The sequence below is a fragment of the uncultured Croceicoccus sp. genome, from assembly GCF_947496385.1.
Taxonomy (GTDB): domain Bacteria; phylum Pseudomonadota; class Alphaproteobacteria; order Sphingomonadales; family Sphingomonadaceae; genus Croceicoccus.
Map to the genome: position 1 here is coordinate 371,403 of NZ_CANMCP010000001.1, position 17,523 is coordinate 388,925.

Here is a 17,523-nt window from a genome sequence, read left to right on the forward strand (position 1 = left end):
ATATTTCACGCAATTTAATTCCGCCCGGAAACACGGGCCGGGCGTCCAGATCTTTCATCTTTCCACTTGGTTTACCGAGGAACATTCCGATGCGAAAACTCATGCTTCTTGCGATCGCTACGGGCGTGAGCGTGTCGGGCTGTAGCACGGTCGGCGGCCATGGACCGATGCCGGAATATCGCGATCTCAATCACAATGCGGCGCTCGACCCCTATGAGGATCCGCGCTTGACGGATGAAGAGCGGGTCGAGGATCTTCTCGCGCACATGACGGTCGAGGAAAAGATCGGTGCGCTCCTGCATGGTACGCTTCCCGCGGTGGGCAATCCGTTCGGCGCGTCGGACCAGGGTTATGATCTGGACGCGATCGACGGCTTGCTGAAAACCCGCGGGATCACGAGCATGATTAGCCGCCTGACCATGCCGCCTGCCGATTTTGCCGCACAGAACAACGCGGTGCAGCGGCTTGCCGAAAATACCCGGCTCGGCATTCCGGTGACGATAAGCACCGATCCCCGCAATCACTTCTCGACTGTGGCAGGCGCCAGCAACGCGTCGGCGGGGTTTTCGCAATGGCCTGAACCGCTTGGGCTTGCCGCGATCGGGGATCCGGCGCTGGTGCAGCGTTTCGCCGCGACGGCCCGGAAGGAGTATCGCGCGGTCGGTCTCCACATGGCCCTTTCGCCACAGGCGGATCTTGCGACCGAACCACGCTGGCCGCGGGGGATCGCAACCTTCGGCAGCGATCCGCGAATCGTATCCCAGCTCGCCGGGGCCTATGTGGTGGGGTTTCAGGGCAGCGCGACCGGATTGACACGAGACGGAGTTGCAACGGTTGCGAAACACTGGCTCGGCTACGGCGCCCAGCCGGAAGGGTTTGACGCGCATAACTGGTACGGGAAGCGTGTTACGCTGACGAACGAGAGTCTTGCCCGGCATCGCGCCGGCTTTGACGGTGTGCTGGCCGCGAATACAGCGGGCATCATGCCGACCTACGCGATAATCGATGGCGTGACGATCGACGGCAAACCGATCGAAGCGGTTGGCGCCGGGTTCAGCAAGGAATTGCTGAGTGACATGCTGCGCCGTGACGCAAATTACGGGGGGCTGGTCGTGTCCGATTGGGGGATCGCAAACGATTGCCCCGAAGCGTGCCGGGCCCCGACCTCAGAAAATCCCCAAGGGGTGCAGGCAATCGGAATGCCGTGGGGGGTCGAGGATCTGACGATGGAGGATCGGGTCGCGAAGGCGGTGAATGCCGGGGTCGATCAGTTCGGGGGATTGGACGACCCGGCTGCGCTTCTTGCCGCATTGCGGAGCGGGAGGATCGACATGGCTCGTATCGATCAATCGGTGCGGCGCGTCATGCTGGTCAAATTCCGGCTGGGCTTGTTCGACGATCCCTATGTCGATCCCGAAGCCGCCGGCATGATCGTCGGGAATTCCAACGCACTGGCACAAGGAAATCAGGCGCAAGCCCGCGCTTTGGTGCTCCTGCAAGATCGCGACGGCATTCTGCGGAACGCACGCGAAAAGCAGCGGGTCTGGCTCTACGGGATCGATCTCGAAATCGCGCAGGCCAATGGCTTTGAAGTGGTGCGTGACCCGGCGGAGGCGGATATGGCGATCCTTCGCTTTGCCGCGCCAGCCGAGAAGCTTCATCCGCATCATTTTTTCGGCGCGATGCAGAACGAAGGGCGCTTGGACTTCCGCCCCGGCGACGCGGGATATGACGCGCTGCTTACGGTCGATCGCAAGACGCCGACCATCATCATGGTCGATCTCGATCGCCCCGCGGTTCTTTCCGAGGTGCTCCGCCATACAGACGTGCTGATCGGTGCTTTCGGCGCGAGCGATGGCGCGTTGTTCGATGTGCTGACGGGGAAGGTCGCACCGCAGGGCCGACTTCCCGTGGAATTACCGCGCGATATGGACGCCGTGGTGCAGCAGCGACCCGATCTTTCCGAAGACAGCGTGCGGACGAGTTTCCCCCGCGGCTTTGGCCTGCGGTGATCCGGATCAAATTCCTTGGGCGAAAAGTTTGCTGCCGGATGCCGCGCCATGACCGCTTGGCGAATGCGTGATTGATCCGGCGGCGTTCCTGCTCAAATACGGCGCGAACGACCCGCAGATGGGCCCGACCTGTACCGGCGATCTGAACGCGCGACCGGCTAATTCGCCGCGCCGATAGTTCGGATCGGTACCGGGCACGACGCCGATGGACAAGCGACAATACAGAAGGGCGGGTGCGTCCCGCGCTACCAGCGGATTGGCGGACAAAGCGGGCCGATGTTTCACGAGCTCTAGAGTACTACCGCGTCGCCCGCGCCGATCGGAGTGGGGGTCAGGCTCGCTCGAGGCGGATCCGCCGCCGCACGTCAGATCCCTTCAATTGTTGAACAGGACCGTGTCGCGAAAAGCGCTGACGGAGTTGCGCCCGCAACGGCATCAGAAGGCCGATACGTGGATAGCTCGGGCTGTTTTTGCCAGGCTTATGCGGCCTGCGCAGACCCTTGGCATGATCACGGCTCAAGGCTTCCAGCGCCATATCAGGCGTGCCGGTAAACCCAATTGTCCGGCTAAGATCATAAGGGCTCTTGGCAGAGTCGAATAACGTCGTGTTTACGGGTTCCTGCCAGAGCGTTTCCATGGACAGGATCGCTTCAGGCAGAAGGACAAAAGCACTGCCGGATTTGGCAAGGCGTCTGCTCGCGCGCAACGAAGCGCATGTCGCGCTTGCATTGATCACTGTCGGACTTTCTCTTCTATCTGGCGCACAAGTCCTCGCGATGATCTCGATCGGTATCCTCGGTCTGATCGTCGGACGGTGGCAGCGGGAAAATGCGGAACTACAACAAATCCCCAACCCGCTCACGGCCGATCAGAACTCGCACGAGACTGCTCATTCAAAAAACGGGGGCGATGCTTCTGCTTCAGACCGCGATAAACAGCTTGCAAAGCTCCAGTCGATCGCCGCACGAGACCCGCTGACCGGGCTCAACAATCGCGCTGGGCTGGAAGCTTTTATCGAGCATCGCCTGCGCGAAGCCGAAGCTGATTCTACGCATTGCCTGCTGTTCATCGACATCGACGGTTTCAAGCAGGTGAACGATGCGATGGGCCATAGCCAGGGCGACAAGCTTCTGATCCTGCTGGCGGAACGCCTGAAGATGGTCGTGCGCCACGATTTTTCGGGTCACCTGGAAACCCGTGCGTCGAATGTGGCCCTTGCCCGGTTCGGAGGCGACGAATTCGTCATTTTCGTTGCGCAAACCGGCTCAGGCAGCGTGGCGCAGAAAATAGCAAATCGCATTCTTCATATTCTGTCCGATCCTTTTCAGATCGGAACGAAAACGGTGCAGATCGGCGCGAGCATCGGCGTCGCGTTCGCGCCCGAACATGGTACCGATTACCTTGATTTGATCCGCAAGGCCGATGTGGCCATGTATCAGGCCAAGGCTCTTGGAAAAAACCGGTGCGAATTTTACCGGGAATCGCTCCTCGATGCAGCGCGCAAGGCGGAACAGGAGGAAAACGAGGTTCGCGACGCCATCGCACGTGGCGAGCTTGAGCTTTATTTTCAGCCGCTTATCGATGCTCGAACATTGGATATCTGTTCCGCGGAAGCCTTGCTGCGGTGGAACCATCCCACGCGCGGGGTGCTGACGCCGGCTGATTTCTTTCCGGCCATTCAGCGATCCAACCTTTCCGCGGCCATCGACGAATGGGTCATCAACGACGCAGTTTCGAGGATCGCAGAGCTTGAACGGGACGGCATGCCGTTGATGATCGCTGTCAACGTATCACCCAACAGGCTCGAGAAGATAGAGTTTCCCTCGCTCGTCCGATCGCTGATCGGGCGGTGGGGATGTTCGCCCGAGCTGCTCCAGATCGAAGCGACCGAGGATGCGGCCGTATCCAATCCCGAGGTCAGCCTCAGGAACCTTAAAAAGCTGGCAGAGCTCGGCGTGACCGTCGCCATTGACGATTTCGGGACCGGCTATTCCAACCTTGCCAACCTCCTCATGCTGCCGGTTTCCCGCCTCAAAATCGATCGTTCGCTGTTGAAGGATATCGAATACAGCACCGAAGCGCATGTGCTGGTTCAAACCATCATCAGTCTCGCCAACAGCCTCGGATTCCACTCGGTGGCAGAAGGGGTCGAGAACAAAAAGCAGATGCAGATTCTTCAATCGATGGGCTGCGATGTCCTGCAGGGCTTTCTGTTTTCACGTCCCGTCACGTTCGAAAAGCTCAAGCAACTGTCCGCAAGTTACCAGCGGCGTCCCCGTAGGGCCGGATTGACAGAAGAACAATCCAAAGCCGCCAAACGGAATGAAGCCGCCTAATCGGTCAGCAGGATCATCATGACAAAATTTGCCACCATCTTGCTCACATCGAGCTGTTTGGCCGGGCTGGCCATGCCCGCTCATGCCCAGACTGACACGCTGCTTGAGACGACATCGGGTGATGACCTGCTGAGCACCGATCTGGAAGACCTGCTGGTGCTTGAATCGACTTCGGTCGCCAAAAAGCGCCAGAACGTCGACGATTCCGCCGCGGCGGTCTATGTGATCACGCAGGAAGAGATCCGCAATTCCGCCAGTTCCACCATTACCGATCTGCTTCGCGTGGTTCCTGGCGTCGAAGTCGGCCAGATAACCAATGGCGTGACCGCCGTTACCATCCGCGGGTTCAATGGCCGAAATTCGGGATCGATGCTGGTCATGGTTGATGGCCGGTCGGTTTATGTGTCAACACTGTCGGGCGTTTTCTGGGATCAGCTCAACATCCCGATGCACGACATCGAGCGGATCGAGGTCGTCCGCGGGCCCGGGTCCACCTTATGGGGTGCGAACGCGGTCAATGGCGTCATCAACATCATCACCAAGAACAGTGCCGATACGCTGGGTCTTCGGGCAAGCGCCCGTGCAGGTCTGCGCGAACAACTCGTGGAATTGTCTTCAGGCAGCGAAATCGGCGCGGATTCGACGATCCGCATCAACGGCGTATATCGCCGGGATCAGGGCTTGCAGTCACTCAGCGGCGATGACCTCGGCACGGCCGCGAATGAAGGCGCGCTGGGTGCACGATTCGACTGGCAACCGACCGCCCGCGATGCGATCACGCTTCAGGCCGATTACAAGATCGGCGCCCGCGATACGACCACTTTCAACATCGATCCGGCCCAGATTGATCCCACCCCGATCCCGGTGCTGACCGCGGTCGATTATAATGAATTCAGCGTTCTGGGACGCTGGCGGCGCGAGCACAGCGAGCAGCTCGATTACTCGCTTCAGGCCTATTATACCACCGTGGGCCGCGAGGAACTGGGCTATTTCGATTTTGAATGGTCGATTGCGGATCTGGATTTCGGTGCCAATTGGCGGCTAAACGAAACGCATGACATCAATTTCGGCCTGAACCTGCGGGCGATGTCGGATCGCTTCGTGCTGATCGATCCGCGGGTCGATTTCCTCGACCGGGAAGGAACCGATTACTGGATCAGCGGATACGTCCAGGACGATATCAGCCTCATCGCCGAGACGCTGCGCCTGACGATCGGGGCCAAGCTTGAATATAACGATTTCACCGGGGTGGAATTTCAGCCCGGCGTCAGGATGTTCTATCGGCCGAACCAGGATCTCGCGATCTGGGGCGCGGTATCACGCGCGGTTCGCACGCCATCGCGGTTCGAACGTTACGCGGATTTTCAGCTTGCCGCCCTGCCGCCCTATACACGCAGAAATCCCTCGCCGCTCCCCATTTTTACGAGCTTTCTTGGCACGCCCGATTCCGAGGCTGAGAACCTTTTGGCATACGAGGCGGGTTTTCGCGCAAATATTGCACCCCAATGGAGCATTGACGTCGCAGGCTACTATAATTTCTACGATAGCCTGGCGGAGCCGACCCTCGTCGCGGTCGAGCCCAATTTCATTCCCAACGTTCCGTTCCCGGTCAGTCTCACGACCACGGCGCAGTTCCAGTTCCGCGGCAAGGCCGAAACCTGGGGGCTGGAAGCATTGATCAAGGGGCAGGTGGCGCCGTGGTGGAACAGCCAGCTGGGCTATTCCTATTTCAAGGGCCGAACCGGAACCGACAGGCGGAGTGGCGAGCGGTTCAACGGGTTCCTGCCGCTGGACGGGTCCCCCGAACATCAGGCTACGCTCAGCAATAACTTCCAGTTGAGCACCTCGATCTCGCTCAACACGCAGATTCGCTTCGTGGACGAACTGATCGGCGGGCAAGTGCCGTCCTATTTCGATGGCGACGTCCGGCTGAGATACGAAGCACCGAACGGGCTCGAACTGTCTCTCGTGGGCGAAAACCTGCTTGAACAGCGCAGATTCGAATTCCTGTTCGATACCTATCCGGCGCCGCCCTCCACTGTCCCTCGTAACGTAGCGCTTGAGCTACGGTACCGGTTCTGAGGGGGTTGTGATGTTCAAGCTTTCAACCCTTTCGAAGCTGTCCGGACTGGTCGCTGTATGTGGATTGGCATGGGCGACGACGATCACGCCGGCCAGCGCAAGATCCAGCGAAGTCGATCAATTGCGTGCCGCGATCGTGTTCAACGTGCTGCGTTTTATCGAGTTTGCCCCTGAACAAAGGGGAACGATCGATTTTTGCGTGGCGCCGGACGCCGACGGATATGACGCGTTCCGCTCGTTCTCCGGCCGCCGGGCCGGGTCGCGCATCGTATCGGTCCGAACCGCGCGCGATGGCTCCTATTTCGGCTGCGATGTGGTCTATCTCGATTCCGGTGGTCGCGATCAGATTCAGCGCGCTTCGGCTCGCGGGCGTCTGGTGATCGGGGGTGGCCGCCGCTTCATCGACAATGGCGGCACGGTCGGTCTGGTGCAAAGCGGCGGTCAGGTGCGTTTCCAGCTGAACCTGGTTGCGGCATCGAACAGCCAGCTTACGATCAGCTCGCGCCTGATACGATTGGCGTCAAAGGTCGCCCGGTGATGCAGGGCCCGTCGCGCGGCAGTCTCGCGAACATGCGATTCAAGACCAAGCTGACCGTGACCAGCGCCATGCTGGTGTCCGTGGCGTTGTTGCTGGCGAGCCTCGGCCTGATCGGGATGCAATTTCTCACCGAAGGCCGTCTGGCGTCGCAGCGGCACAATCAGATTACGCAGGTCATCGCATCCAACACCGGCCCCGCGTTGATGTTTGCAGATCCGGAAGCCGCGCGCGAGAACCTGATGTCGATCAATGGGATCGAGGATGTCGCATCGGTTTCCGTCTTTGCGAACGATGGGACGCTGTTCACGTCTTATGAAAATTCGGCGGCCGGTCTTGGCGATGATACCGATCAACTGGAAACCGTCCGCAGAATGGTGGCGGTCGATGGAGTGCGCCTCGGCTGGGTTGAAATGAAGGTCAGATTGCGGTCGTTCAGCGATATCGTCGGCGAAACCTGGACGGCGATCCTCGTCCTGTTTTCGCTGTGTCTGATGATATCGATGGTCGTCGCGCGAAAGATGAACAGCATGGCGTTCGCGCCCATCGGCCGGTTGAACGACGCCATCCAGAAATTTACGATCACCAATGACTACACCATGCGGCTCGAGGCGGAACTGGACCCGGATTTTTCGCTGATCACCGATAATTTCAACAAGATGGTGGAAACCGTTGCCAGCCGCGACGAAGCCCTGGTCGAAAAGGCCGACGAGCTTACCGTCGCGCTCGATCAGGCGGAGGCGGCAAACGTCGCCAAGTCGCAGTTTCTTGCCAATATGAGCCATGAATTGCGCACGCCCCTCAACGCGATCATCGGATATGCCGATGTACTGCTTGAGGAACTGCAGGGGGCGGACAATCAACGATCGCTAGAAGATGCCGGCTGGATTGCGAGCTCGGCTCAGCAATTGCTGGAATTGATCAATTCCATTCTTGATTTGTCCAAGATCGAAGCGGGTCGGATGGATGTGGATATCCACGAATTCGATGTGGCAAGCATCATGGAAGAAGTCAGAAAGATGCTGGAACCGATGGCTGCCCAACGCGGCAATCGCATTCATTTGCAGATTGCCGGGGATATAGGGATCGCGAAATCGGATTCGGTCAAGCTGCGTCAATCGCTCCTAAACCTGGGGTCGAATGCATGTAAGTTTACCGAAAATGGCCGGATATTCATTCTCGCGCGGCGAGATAACAGCGATCTGGTCGTTTCCGTTTCGGATACGGGCATCGGGATGAGTGAAGAACAGGTCGACAGGCTGTTTCAACCTTTCAGCCAGGCCGATGCATCGACGACCCGCCGGTTTGGTGGCACCGGGCTCGGTCTGACCATTACGCAACGGTTTGCCGAATTGCTCGGCGGAACGATCGAGGTTGAATCCTGCGCTGGCGTCGGTTCCACCTTTACCATCAGGATCAAGGCCGACCTTGATAGCGTGCAAGCCCTGACCGATTCCGGTAGCGAACTGATCCCGGCCAATGTCCGCCCGGATGTCGTCACGTCCAACACCATCGAAGTTGACGGCTCAAAGCTGCTGGCCGTGGTGGTCGACGATGAACCCAGCGCTGCAAAGTTGCTTGAACGCATAGCCATTCAGGCCGGTTACGCCACGGCGGTGGCAAACGACGGCGAAAAGGCGTTGGCTCTTATCCGAAAACATAATCCCGCGATCATCCTCCTGGACCTCGCCATTCCGCAGGTGAACGGGTTCGATGTGTTGAAAGAATTGCGCAGCGATCCGCAGCTTTCCGCCACGCCCGTGGTCATCGTGTCAGTCAATGACGATCGCAAGGCCACCATCGACGCAGGCGCGTGCGAACACCTCATCAAACCGGTCAGCCGTACCGAGGTGACCGGGGTGCTGGCGCAATATGCCGCGCGCCGGTCGGGCAAGATTCTGATCGTCGATGATGATGAGGCAACGACGCGAATGTATGGCCGCGGCATGGAGCGAGCGGGATACACGGTCAACGTGGCCGTGAATGGCCGGGACGCGCAGGCTTTATTGCGCGCGCAGGATTATGATTTCGTGATCACCGATCTGCGCATGCCCGAATTCGATGGTCACGATCTTATCCAATGGATCGCGGAATTTTCCGATCGTCCCAAGCCGCTCATCTTCGTGGTGACCGGCAAGGCGATGAGCAACGAGGATGCAAGCGAACTGCAAAGCAAGGTGCAGAGCGTATTGTTCAAGCACGGCCTCAGCCCCAGCCATCTGGCCAGGACGCTGTCGAATTTCGATACCAGCAGACCCAGAGGAGTGGCGGCATGATCAAGACATCACTCAGCGACGCGGATCGCCAGAAGGTGATGGTGCTCGTGGTCGATGACATGGCGGCCAATCGTTCGGTCCTGTGCCGACAGCTGGAATTGCACAAATATAACGCCATGAGCGTCGACAGCGGCGAAGCGGCGCTGGAGTTGCTGACCCGCATCCGGCCCGATATCATGCTGCTGGATTACATGATGCCGAACATGAACGGCATCGAGGTCCTGCGGCACCTGCGCGCGGATCCGGCGACGGTCGATCTGCCGGTGATCATGGTCACCGCCCGCGCCGAAAATCAGGCCACGGTAGAAGCGCTCGAGGCGGGGGCGGATGATTATGTCACCAAGCCGATCGATTATGTGGTGCTGCGCGCCAGGATCGATTCCCAGCTGCAAAAACAGGGGAATGCGTCAGATCTGCGGATGTCGAATGCCGCTCTCGATGAAAAGGTGACGATGCGAAACCTTGTTCTTGCCGATATGGAGAGCGAGCTGAAGTCCGAAATTGCGTTGCGCCTGCAGCATGAACAGGAGTTGGCAAAGCGATCAGCCGGATCCGTTCAGAGCCCCCGGCCCAAGACCCTTGCCGATCTCCCGTTGGCCGAGATCAGCCAAAAGTTCAATGTCGTATTCGATAGCGTCGTGGACGGGAAAACCCCCAATCTCGCGTTGATTTACGAGCTGAAAGAGCTTTTGAACCAGCTAGTCCTGGACGGAGACTAGGCCGGGGCTCACCTCCGGCGCGCCGTCGATCACGAAGGCCAGGAATAAGGCTGCGGCCCTGCGCTTCATGAAGAAAGCGCAACCCTCACGGTTCGCAGAGCGCGCGGATAAGTTCGACGAGGCAACGCACGCCTCGGCTGTCTACTCGACAACCGTAAGCGCGCTTGACGCCCTCTATCATCTGCTATCCTAACGAAACCCTGCATCAATGGTCGAACCGCTCGCATAGCAGTTTTGATCGGACTGCAGCGCACCGTCTTGACGATGGGCGGCCATTCGCTGGACCGGGAGGAAATGATCCTCTGGCACCAATCCGAAGGGCCCGGTCAATCTACAGTCACGCGCTCTTCATATTGAAAAATTGACGAAATATCCGGAATGGTGGCAATGAGCTCAGCACGAGCGATGCCTCGCTATCGGAGTGATCAATGCAGACAGTCGATGCAAATTTCGAAGGCGAAGGCTCAGCCGACGCCGCGCTCATCGGCCTGTTGCAGCTCGCCCGCCTGCTCTTTGAAGCCCCCGTTGCGGCGTTTTGGATCGAGGAGCGCGGAACGGAGCGTCTGGCGGCCTCTGTCGGAGACGAGCGATCCATCCGCACAGCCTACGAAACGGATTGGCACGCCAGGTTCGAAGAACGCCAGCTTTTGGTCCTTCCCGATCTCGAGGTCGGGAATACGGTCGAATCCGAAGGCGAACCACTCCGGTTCATGGCGGGTGTTCGCGAAAAGCTTACGAGCCGGCCTGCGAGTATCACCCTGATCGTGGCGGATACAAAAGCCCGCCCGGCCAGCATGACCGGTGAGCAGCGGAGCGCATTCCAGGCGATCTGCGCGCAGGCCGTTACGCAGCTTGCATTGCGTCATTCACAAGCCATCCAGGCCGAGCTGATGGGCCGGCTGTCCTTCTTCGACCGGCTCGCTTCTGCGACGCAGGAGCTTGAGGATGCGACCGCGATCATGCGCACGGTCGCGCGATTGACGGGCGAATTCCTCGGCGTTTCCATCTGTGCATATGCCGACATGCACAAGGATGAAAACGGCTTCACGATCACGGGAGACTGGACGGCTCCGGGATCGGCCAGCATCGTCGGCACTTACCAACTGACCGACTTCGGCGAGCTTGCGGTTTCCAATCTCACGTCGAATCTGCCGCTTGTCGTGGATGATGTGGCCGCTCAAATTTCATCAGATGCCGCCGCGACGTTTCAAAGCATCGGTATCGCCGCGACGATCTGCTTGCCGCTCGTAAAAGACGACAGGCTGATTGCCTTGATGGCGGTTCACGACGCGACGCCGCGGGTATGGACGGACGCGGAACTCGGCCTGACGCGCGAAGTGGTGGAACGATCATGGGCTCACATCGAGCGCGTCCGGAGCGAGCGGATCCTTCGCGAAACGAGCCGCCGGCTCAACGCCATTCTCAGCAACACGCGAGAGGCGGTGTTCCTCATGGATGAGCAGCAGATTTGCGTCTACGCGAATGCCGCGGCAGAGCAATTGACCGGCTATGCTTTCGAGGACATGCGAGGACGGCCGTTGCACGACGTCGTCCACCACAAAAAGCCCGACGGATCGCATTATCCGATCGAGGAATGCCCGATTGATCGCGCCTTTCCCGAACGTGCGCAGACCTCAGGTGAGGAATTGTTCGTCGCGCCGGACGGATCGTTCTACCCCGTCGGATTCACTGCGAGCCCGGTCCTCGACGATGAGGGAAAGCCGATCGGCACGGTCATCGAAGCCCGGAACATCGCGGAAGAGAAGCGCTTTCAGGAGCATCAGGTGCTGCTGATCGATGAGCTCAATCACCGCGCGAAGAACCTGTTGGCGATCGTCCAGGGACTGGTTGCGCAGACGATGACGTCGTCCGATCCCGAAATCCGCAAGGCACTCGAAGGACGGCTGATGGCCCTGGCCGCGGCGCATAGCCTGCTGACCAAGAAGAATTGGGAGCCGGCCCCCCTGAGGCAACTCGTGCAGGATGCTATCGCCCCCCACGTAGCGGGCCATGCCATCAGCATGGAAGGACCCGAACTGATGCTTCCTTCCAGGACGGCGATATCGATGGTTTTGGCCGTGCACGAACTGGCGACGAATGCCGTCAAATATGGCAGCCTTTCCGTGCCGGGTGGCGGCGTGGATGTGCGCTGGAAAGTGGGCGCCAACGAACTGGATTTCCAATGGCAGGAGTTTGGGGGGCCGCCGGTTGTCGCCCCGGAAAAGCGCGGTTTCGGCAGCAAGATGCTGGAACGTGGGCTGGCGGCGGAACTCAACGGGAGCGTTAAGATCGAGTTCCTCTCCGAAGGAGTTACTTGCAAAGTGCGCGCAACCATTCCGCAAATCCCGAATTGACGCGGCAAAACCGAGAGCGGTTTGCATACGAATGAAAGCTTCGAGGAGCAGATTTTTCCGTCTCGAACGCACCGTGCACTGTCGATTTCCATACGCTCCTGCGCAAAAGTCGGTAGCGTCCGGTGCACAATTTCGAGAGAAGAGGACCAATCCGGTTCGGGGGACGCAATGGAATTGGAAGATCGGGGCCGCAATACACAGGATTGCAAGATTGCGTTACTTATCGATGCCGAAAATGTGCCGCATGGCAAGATCGCGGAGATGCTGGCCGAACTATCGAAATATGGGACGGCAAATATTCGGCATGCCTACGGAGATTGGACGAGCGCGAATCTGAAGAATTGGAAGGAAAAACTGCACGATTTCGCGATCCGACCGGTTCAGCAGTTCAGCTATTCTACTGGCAAGAATGCGACCGATATCGCGCTGGTGATCGACGCCATGGAACTGCTCTACACGCAGAATCTCGATGCATTTTGCATAGTCTCCAGCGATGCCGATTTTACGCCGTTGGTCATGCAACTTCGGGCAAACGGGCATGAGGTTTACGGTTTTGGTGAGCGCAAGACACCTTCGCCGTTCGTTAACGCCTGCACAGCGTTTCTCTACCTCGACACGCTGGACGAACCGCTCGTTCCGGCGGCTCCTTTGACGCCAGCCATAATGCCCAAAACGGCGGTCAAGCCAGAGGGCAACGGAACGGCCTCGTCAGACACGAAGTCAGCGGGCAGGGCGCTGTCGCAGGACACCAAGCTTGTCACCATATTGCGAGGTGCCGTCGAAGCCGCCGCCCGCGAGGATGGCTGGTCGTACATGTCCGCAGCGGGAGCAGCCGTAAAAAGACAGGCCCCGATCGATCCCCGCAATTACGGCGTTCGAAATTTCACCGCGCTGTTCGAGGCGACGGGCCTGTTTCACATCCATCGAACCGAAAACGGACAGTGCTTTGTCGCGGACAAGCGCAATAAGGATCGGTCATCGCAACCGAGTGACTAGACCCTCGGCATCATGCGTGTACCCGTGAAGCAAATTGCCGATGTCCTTCCGCCCGCGCCGCAACCGGGCACTCTCGTTTATGTTTGCGAACGGCGGCTCGGTCCCGATGGTGGTCGGTCAGGGCTCGATGAACGAATTACGGCTTTGAAGGGGCGGAAATTGCGTGCTGTGCGACCGCGAAATCGGTGTCTGGTGACGCTCGCGGTGGCTCTTTCCAGGGTCGGCTTTTCCTGGCTTCTGTCTCTCAATACTGCCGATCCCATCACAAGCATTCGTAGCGGCCACTCGTAGGGATATGCAGCTTGCTCAAATGCTGGCGTCGTCCACCGCCGGCCGTTTGCGGGTCAGGCGCAGTCCGTCGCGCATGTTGAGGCTGAGCAGGGCGATGTTCACCGCGCCCGCGATCAACTCAATCGTTTGCACGATGTAAAACCAGCCATCGAAAGACGCCGCCTGAGCCTTGAACGACAGATATAGAGCGGACGGTATCAGAACCAGAAGGCCATTGCCTGCAATGATGGGCATGCGCTTGCGCTTCACGCTGACCAACGGGTTTCGCCATCCCTTGCCCAATTGAAGACCGGAGCCGCCTGCCGCCATCAGCGATGGGATCAGGATCAGAAAGCCCCACGGAATCATGGTCTTGACCGTGACGAGCAGCGCACCACTGCCAAACAGTTCTGCTGACACCGTGGAGAACCAGAAGAAAACAATTGTGAGCAGAGCAAGCGCGCCTGCGATCGGGTGGATCATTCTCGCCATGGGAACCTTCCGCGTTGATCTAAAATATAGCTAGCTATGTAATCTTGTATAGCTTGCTATGCAAGTGCTATCCGCGCGTTATGAAATTTTCCAAAGACCTGTCAGCCGGCTACCTCGTGAATCACACGGCGCGGCTGTTCGAGAGAGGGCTGGCTGCGCGCATCCGGCCGCTCGGGCTTACCCCCGGCACATTCCCGGCGCTGCTGGAACTGTGGGAAGGAGACGGGCTGACGCAAAAGGAGCTGGTCGAACGTCTGGACATTGAACAGGCCACCATGGCCAACACATTGGCGCGCATGGAACGCGATGGGCTTGTCCGGCGCCAAAAGGACGCGGCCGATGGCCGGGTGCAGCGGATCTGGCTGACCGACCGTGCAAGAGGGCTGCACGATGCGGCAATCGAGGCGGCCAGCTCCGTGAATGCCGAAACCATGGCCGGTTTGTCAGCGCAGGAGCAGCGGCAGCTTGTCGTATTGATGCAAAAGATCGTTTATCGAGACAGGAAATCTGCGATGCTAACCTCATCCGAATGACCGCCAGAAACGAGGTCGTTCGCAGCCCTACCAGCCCAGGATATCACGAAGCCGCCGTGTGAGCTTTCGGGCCGCGTATCGCGAACCCGGCACGGGCGCACTCGGCGAAACGGAAGGCGGTTTGCATCCGGCTGGCAGGGCCCGCCGATCGCCATCGCCCGGCAATCCTTCGCCCGTCGTCACGCCGTGTGTGGATGGCGGTTGCGCCCATCACCGGGCACCGCGCTTTTGACGCGCAGCATGGTAAGCGCCGCAACGCCCAACGCACCTGCTGCAAAGAGCATGGTCCAGATCGGTTCACCGGGGAACAGCGTGTTCATGATCGTGCCCATGACCGTCGCCACCAGCAATTGCGGGACGACGATGAAAATATTGAACAATCCCATGTAGATGCCGAGCTTCGCCTGCGGAAGGTTGGATGCAAGAATGGCGTAGGGCATGGCAAGAATGCTGGCCCAGGCAATGCCGATGCCGATCTCCGCCAGGAGAAGCACGCTCGCATCGCGAATCAGAAAAAACGCGAGGAACCCCGCGGAGCCGAGCAGCAGGCAGATCATATGCGTCGTCACCTGTCCGAACCGGCGGCTCATCCACGGGAGCAGGGTCAAGGCGGCGACGGCGGCCACGCCATTATAGAGCGTGAAGAGCACGTTTACCCAGTTTGCCCCCTCGTTATAGGCGGCGCTGGCCGGATCGGTGCTGCCGAAGACATATTGCGTGACGACGGGCGTGGTGTTGATCCACATGATGAAAAGCGCGGACCAGCTGAAGAATTGCGCGAGGGCCAGGCGCTTCATGACATCCGGCATTCCCGCAAAATCGCCCACGATGCTGGACAGCATGTTGGCCGTGCGTCCCCGCCGGCTGAGCGCGATCGCGATCGCGCTCAGAATGCCATACGCGGCGAGGAGCGCGCCCAGCAGCAGCGTCTCCTTGCCCAGATCGAGGGCGCTCACCACGAACAATACGATCACGCCCGCCACGATCCAGAGAGCCGCGCCCGCATAGGATTTCCGGGCGAGCGCGCCGACTTGCTCGCCCGTGTCGATCCCGGTGGGGGTGCCCGCGAAACCGGCCTGCTCCTCGGGACTGTATTCCCGGGTGGTGAGGGTGGTCCACAGCACGGCGAGGACCAGCGCCGCCGCACCGAACCAGAAGCTCAGCCGCACCGTATCGGGAAGCAGCCCCGGCGCGGCGACGTTCGAAATGCCGAACTGTTCGAGCAGCCAGGGAAAGATCGAGCCGACCACCGCGCCCGCGCCGATAAAGGCAGTCTGCACCGAATAGCCCGCGCTGTGCTGATCCGTGCGCAGCATGTCGCCGACAAAAGCGCGAAACGGCTCCATCGAGATGTTGAGCGACGCGTCGAGCACCCACAGCATGCCCGCCGCGAACAGAAGCGGCGCACCAAAGCCCGGGCTTAGCGGCATGAGCAGCAGGGCGATGGCGGCAAACAACGCCCCGCTCAGGAAATAGGGGCGACGACGACCGAGCCGGTTCCACGTCCGGTCCGACAGGTGGCCGATGATCGGTTGCACGATCAGCCCGGTGAGCGGCGCCGCGATCCAGAGCGCGGGCAGCGCATCCATGCTCGCGCCCAAGGTCTGGAAAACGCGGCTCATATTCGCGTTCTGCAGCGCAAAGCCGATCTGAATCCCGAAAAAGCCGAAGCTGATATTGAACAGGCCCCAGAAACTCTGACGCGGTTTTTCGGTGCGGGTGGCGCTCGTCATCGGCAATATCCTCATCCGTGTCCGGCAGGTCTTCATGCCCACGCGCAACGCCCCATCGCTCGCACGAAGCGGCAATGGCAACAAGGCTGCATACGAATGTGAGGGTCAGGCCGCGCCGTGCCCGCTCGACCCCCGGACGACCAGCCGGGCGGGCAGCTTGCGCGGGGGCAGGTCGCGCCCCTCGATCTGCGCGAGCAGGGCTTCGACGAGGGCGCGGCCGGCCCCCGAAATATCCTGCATCATGGTGGTGAGGGGCGGCGTGGTGAGAGAGGCGGCGGGAATATCGTCGAAGCCGACCACCGCGACCGCGTCCGGCACCGCGATGTTCGCCTCGGCCAGTGCGCGCATCGCGCCGATCGCGATCAGGTCGCTGGCCGCGAAGATCGCGTCGAAGGGACGCCCGCTCGCGATGAGGGCACGCGTGGCGGCATGGCCCGCCTCCTCGGTGGTGATCGCATCGAATTGCAGCGACGGTTCGCACGCGATGTCCCGTGCGCGCAGGGCATTGCAAAATCCGCGATAGCGCCCTTCGAATTCGGGATAATGTTCGTCCGCATGACCGAGAAAGGCGATGCGGCGCCGGCCATTCGCCATCAGATGTTCGGCTGCCAGTTGCCCCGCGGCCTGATTGTCGGTCCCCACGGTCAATCCGCTCGCATCGCTCGACACCGAACCCCAGCGCGCGAAATGCGTGCCCTGCCGCTCGAGCTGATCGAGCCGTTCGCGATAGAGCGTGTAATCGCCGTAGCCCAGCAGGATCAGCCCGTCGGCACGGTGGCTGTCCTGATACCGCACGTGCCAGTCATCCTCCATCCTCTGAAACGAGATGAGGAGGTCCAGCCCGCGATCGGCACAGGCACGGGTAATGGACCCCAGCATCGCGAGAAAGAACGGATTGATCATGCTTTCATCGGGGGTGGGATCCTCGAAAAAGAGCAGCGCGATGGTGTTGGAGCGTTGCGAACGCAGCGAACTCGCATTCTTGTCGACGGTATAGTTGAGCTCTGCGGCGATCGCCTCGATCCGGGCGCGGGTCTGCGCGCTCACCGATTTGTCTCCGCGCAGCGCCCGGCTGACGGTGGGCTGCGATACGCCCGCGCGATAGGCGATGTCGAAACTCGTCGGCCTGCCGCTCGGCGCGCGTCCCAAAACCGTTCTCCCCCGCGCTGCGAAAGCGCCTTGTTC

The 17,523-nt window shown here is 59.9% G+C and carries 13 protein-coding genes; 9 read left to right on the forward strand and 4 right to left on the reverse strand.

Features of this window, described 5'->3' with window-relative positions:
• The first annotated feature begins 89 nt into the window (after window positions 1-89).
• The gene (locus Q0897_RS01825) at window positions 90-2,012 is read left to right on the forward strand and encodes a glycoside hydrolase family 3 N-terminal domain-containing protein (RefSeq protein WP_299307205.1); all 1,923 of its coding nucleotides are present in this window, start codon (window positions 90-92) and stop codon (window positions 2,010-2,012) included.
• 331 nt (window positions 2,013-2,343) lie between these two features.
• Here the strand turns inward: Q0897_RS01825 and Q0897_RS01830 are convergent, their stop codons facing one another.
• Window positions 2,344-2,649, reverse strand: a complete 306-nt coding sequence (locus Q0897_RS01830; RefSeq protein WP_299307206.1) for a hypothetical protein — start codon at window positions 2,647-2,649, stop codon at window positions 2,344-2,346.
• Here Q0897_RS01830 and Q0897_RS01835 point away from each other — a divergent pair.
• The 7 genes from Q0897_RS01835 to Q0897_RS01865 all read left to right on the forward strand — a co-directional run bounded on the left by Q0897_RS01835 (window position 2,648) and on the right by Q0897_RS01865 (window position 13,310).
• Entirely contained in the window at window positions 2,648-4,348 is a 1,701-nt protein-coding gene (locus Q0897_RS01835) for a bifunctional diguanylate cyclase/phosphodiesterase (protein WP_299307207.1), read from the forward strand. The genes Q0897_RS01830 and Q0897_RS01835 overlap by 2 nt on opposite strands.
• 18 nt (window positions 4,349-4,366) lie before the next feature.
• Window positions 4,367-6,430, forward strand: a complete 2,064-nt coding sequence (locus tag Q0897_RS01840) for a TonB-dependent receptor (RefSeq protein WP_299307208.1) — start codon at window positions 4,367-4,369, stop codon at window positions 6,428-6,430.
• Between the two features lie 10 nt (window positions 6,431-6,440).
• Window positions 6,441-6,968, forward strand: coding sequence for a YfiR family protein (locus tag Q0897_RS01845; RefSeq protein ID WP_299307209.1), 528 nt, complete (start codon window positions 6,441-6,443; stop codon window positions 6,966-6,968).
• A 32-nt stretch (window positions 6,969-7,000) separates the two neighbouring features.
• Complete coding sequence (locus Q0897_RS01850) at window positions 7,001-9,241, forward strand: response regulator (RefSeq protein ID WP_299307210.1); 2,241 nt, start codon at window positions 7,001-7,003, stop codon at window positions 9,239-9,241.
• On the forward strand, window positions 9,238-9,960 hold the full coding sequence (locus Q0897_RS01855) for a response regulator (RefSeq protein WP_299307211.1): 723 nt from the start codon (window positions 9,238-9,240) through the stop codon (window positions 9,958-9,960). Before Q0897_RS01850 ends, Q0897_RS01855 begins: the two co-directional genes overlap by 4 nt.
• Before the next feature lie 428 nt (window positions 9,961-10,388).
• Complete coding sequence (locus Q0897_RS01860; protein ID WP_299307212.1) at window positions 10,389-12,314, forward strand: HWE histidine kinase domain-containing protein; 1,926 nt, start codon at window positions 10,389-10,391, stop codon at window positions 12,312-12,314.
• A gap of 168 nt (window positions 12,315-12,482) precedes the next feature.
• Complete coding sequence (locus tag Q0897_RS01865) at window positions 12,483-13,310, forward strand: NYN domain-containing protein (protein WP_299307213.1); 828 nt, start codon at window positions 12,483-12,485, stop codon at window positions 13,308-13,310.
• 306 nt (window positions 13,311-13,616) lie between these two features.
• On the opposite strand, the gene Q0897_RS01870 is transcribed toward Q0897_RS01865, so the two are convergent.
• Window positions 13,617-14,072 carry a hypothetical protein gene (locus Q0897_RS01870; RefSeq protein ID WP_299307214.1) on the reverse strand — a complete coding sequence of 152 codons (456 nt, stop codon included), beginning with the start codon at window positions 14,070-14,072 and terminating at the stop codon, window positions 13,617-13,619.
• 80 nt (window positions 14,073-14,152) lie between these two features.
• Here Q0897_RS01870 and Q0897_RS01875 point away from each other — a divergent pair, with 80 nt between their 5' ends.
• On the forward strand, window positions 14,153-14,605 hold the full coding sequence (locus tag Q0897_RS01875) for a MarR family transcriptional regulator (RefSeq protein ID WP_299307215.1): 453 nt from the start codon (window positions 14,153-14,155) through the stop codon (window positions 14,603-14,605).
• Between the two features lie 179 nt (window positions 14,606-14,784).
• On the opposite strand, the gene Q0897_RS01880 is transcribed toward Q0897_RS01875, so the two are convergent.
• Complete coding sequence (locus Q0897_RS01880) at window positions 14,785-16,338, reverse strand: MFS transporter (protein WP_299307216.1); 1,554 nt, start codon at window positions 16,336-16,338, stop codon at window positions 14,785-14,787.
• A 105-nt stretch (window positions 16,339-16,443) separates the two neighbouring features.
• The gene (locus tag Q0897_RS01885) at window positions 16,444-17,487 is read right to left on the reverse strand and encodes a LacI family DNA-binding transcriptional regulator (protein ID WP_299307217.1); all 1,044 of its coding nucleotides are present in this window, start codon (window positions 17,485-17,487) and stop codon (window positions 16,444-16,446) included.
• Window positions 17,488-17,523 lie beyond the last annotated feature (36 nt).

Coding starts and splice junctions, on each gene's coding strand:
- Q0897_RS01825 (WP_299307205.1), top strand. CDS start 90: ATGCGAAAACTCATGCTTCTTGCGATCGCTACGGGCGTGAGCGTGTCG.
- Q0897_RS01835 (WP_299307207.1), top strand. CDS start 2,648: ATGGACAGGATCGCTTCAGGCAGAAGGACAAAAGCACTGCCGGATTTG.
- Q0897_RS01830 (WP_299307206.1), bottom strand. CDS start 2,649: ATGGAAACGCTCTGGCAGGAACCCGTAAACACGACGTTATTCGACTCT.
- Q0897_RS01840 (WP_299307208.1), top strand. CDS start 4,367: ATGACAAAATTTGCCACCATCTTGCTCACATCGAGCTGTTTGGCCGGG.
- Q0897_RS01845 (WP_299307209.1), top strand. CDS start 6,441: ATGTTCAAGCTTTCAACCCTTTCGAAGCTGTCCGGACTGGTCGCTGTA.
- Q0897_RS01850 (WP_299307210.1), top strand. CDS start 7,001: ATGCGATTCAAGACCAAGCTGACCGTGACCAGCGCCATGCTGGTGTCC.
- Q0897_RS01855 (WP_299307211.1), top strand. CDS start 9,238: ATGATCAAGACATCACTCAGCGACGCGGATCGCCAGAAGGTGATGGTG.
- Q0897_RS01860 (WP_299307212.1), top strand. CDS start 10,389: ATGCAGACAGTCGATGCAAATTTCGAAGGCGAAGGCTCAGCCGACGCC.
- Q0897_RS01865 (WP_299307213.1), top strand. CDS start 12,483: ATGGAATTGGAAGATCGGGGCCGCAATACACAGGATTGCAAGATTGCG.
- Q0897_RS01870 (WP_299307214.1), bottom strand. CDS start 14,072: ATGGCGAGAATGATCCACCCGATCGCAGGCGCGCTTGCTCTGCTCACA.
- Q0897_RS01875 (WP_299307215.1), top strand. CDS start 14,153: ATGAAATTTTCCAAAGACCTGTCAGCCGGCTACCTCGTGAATCACACG.
- Q0897_RS01880 (WP_299307216.1), bottom strand. CDS start 16,338: ATGACGAGCGCCACCCGCACCGAAAAACCGCGTCAGAGTTTCTGGGGC.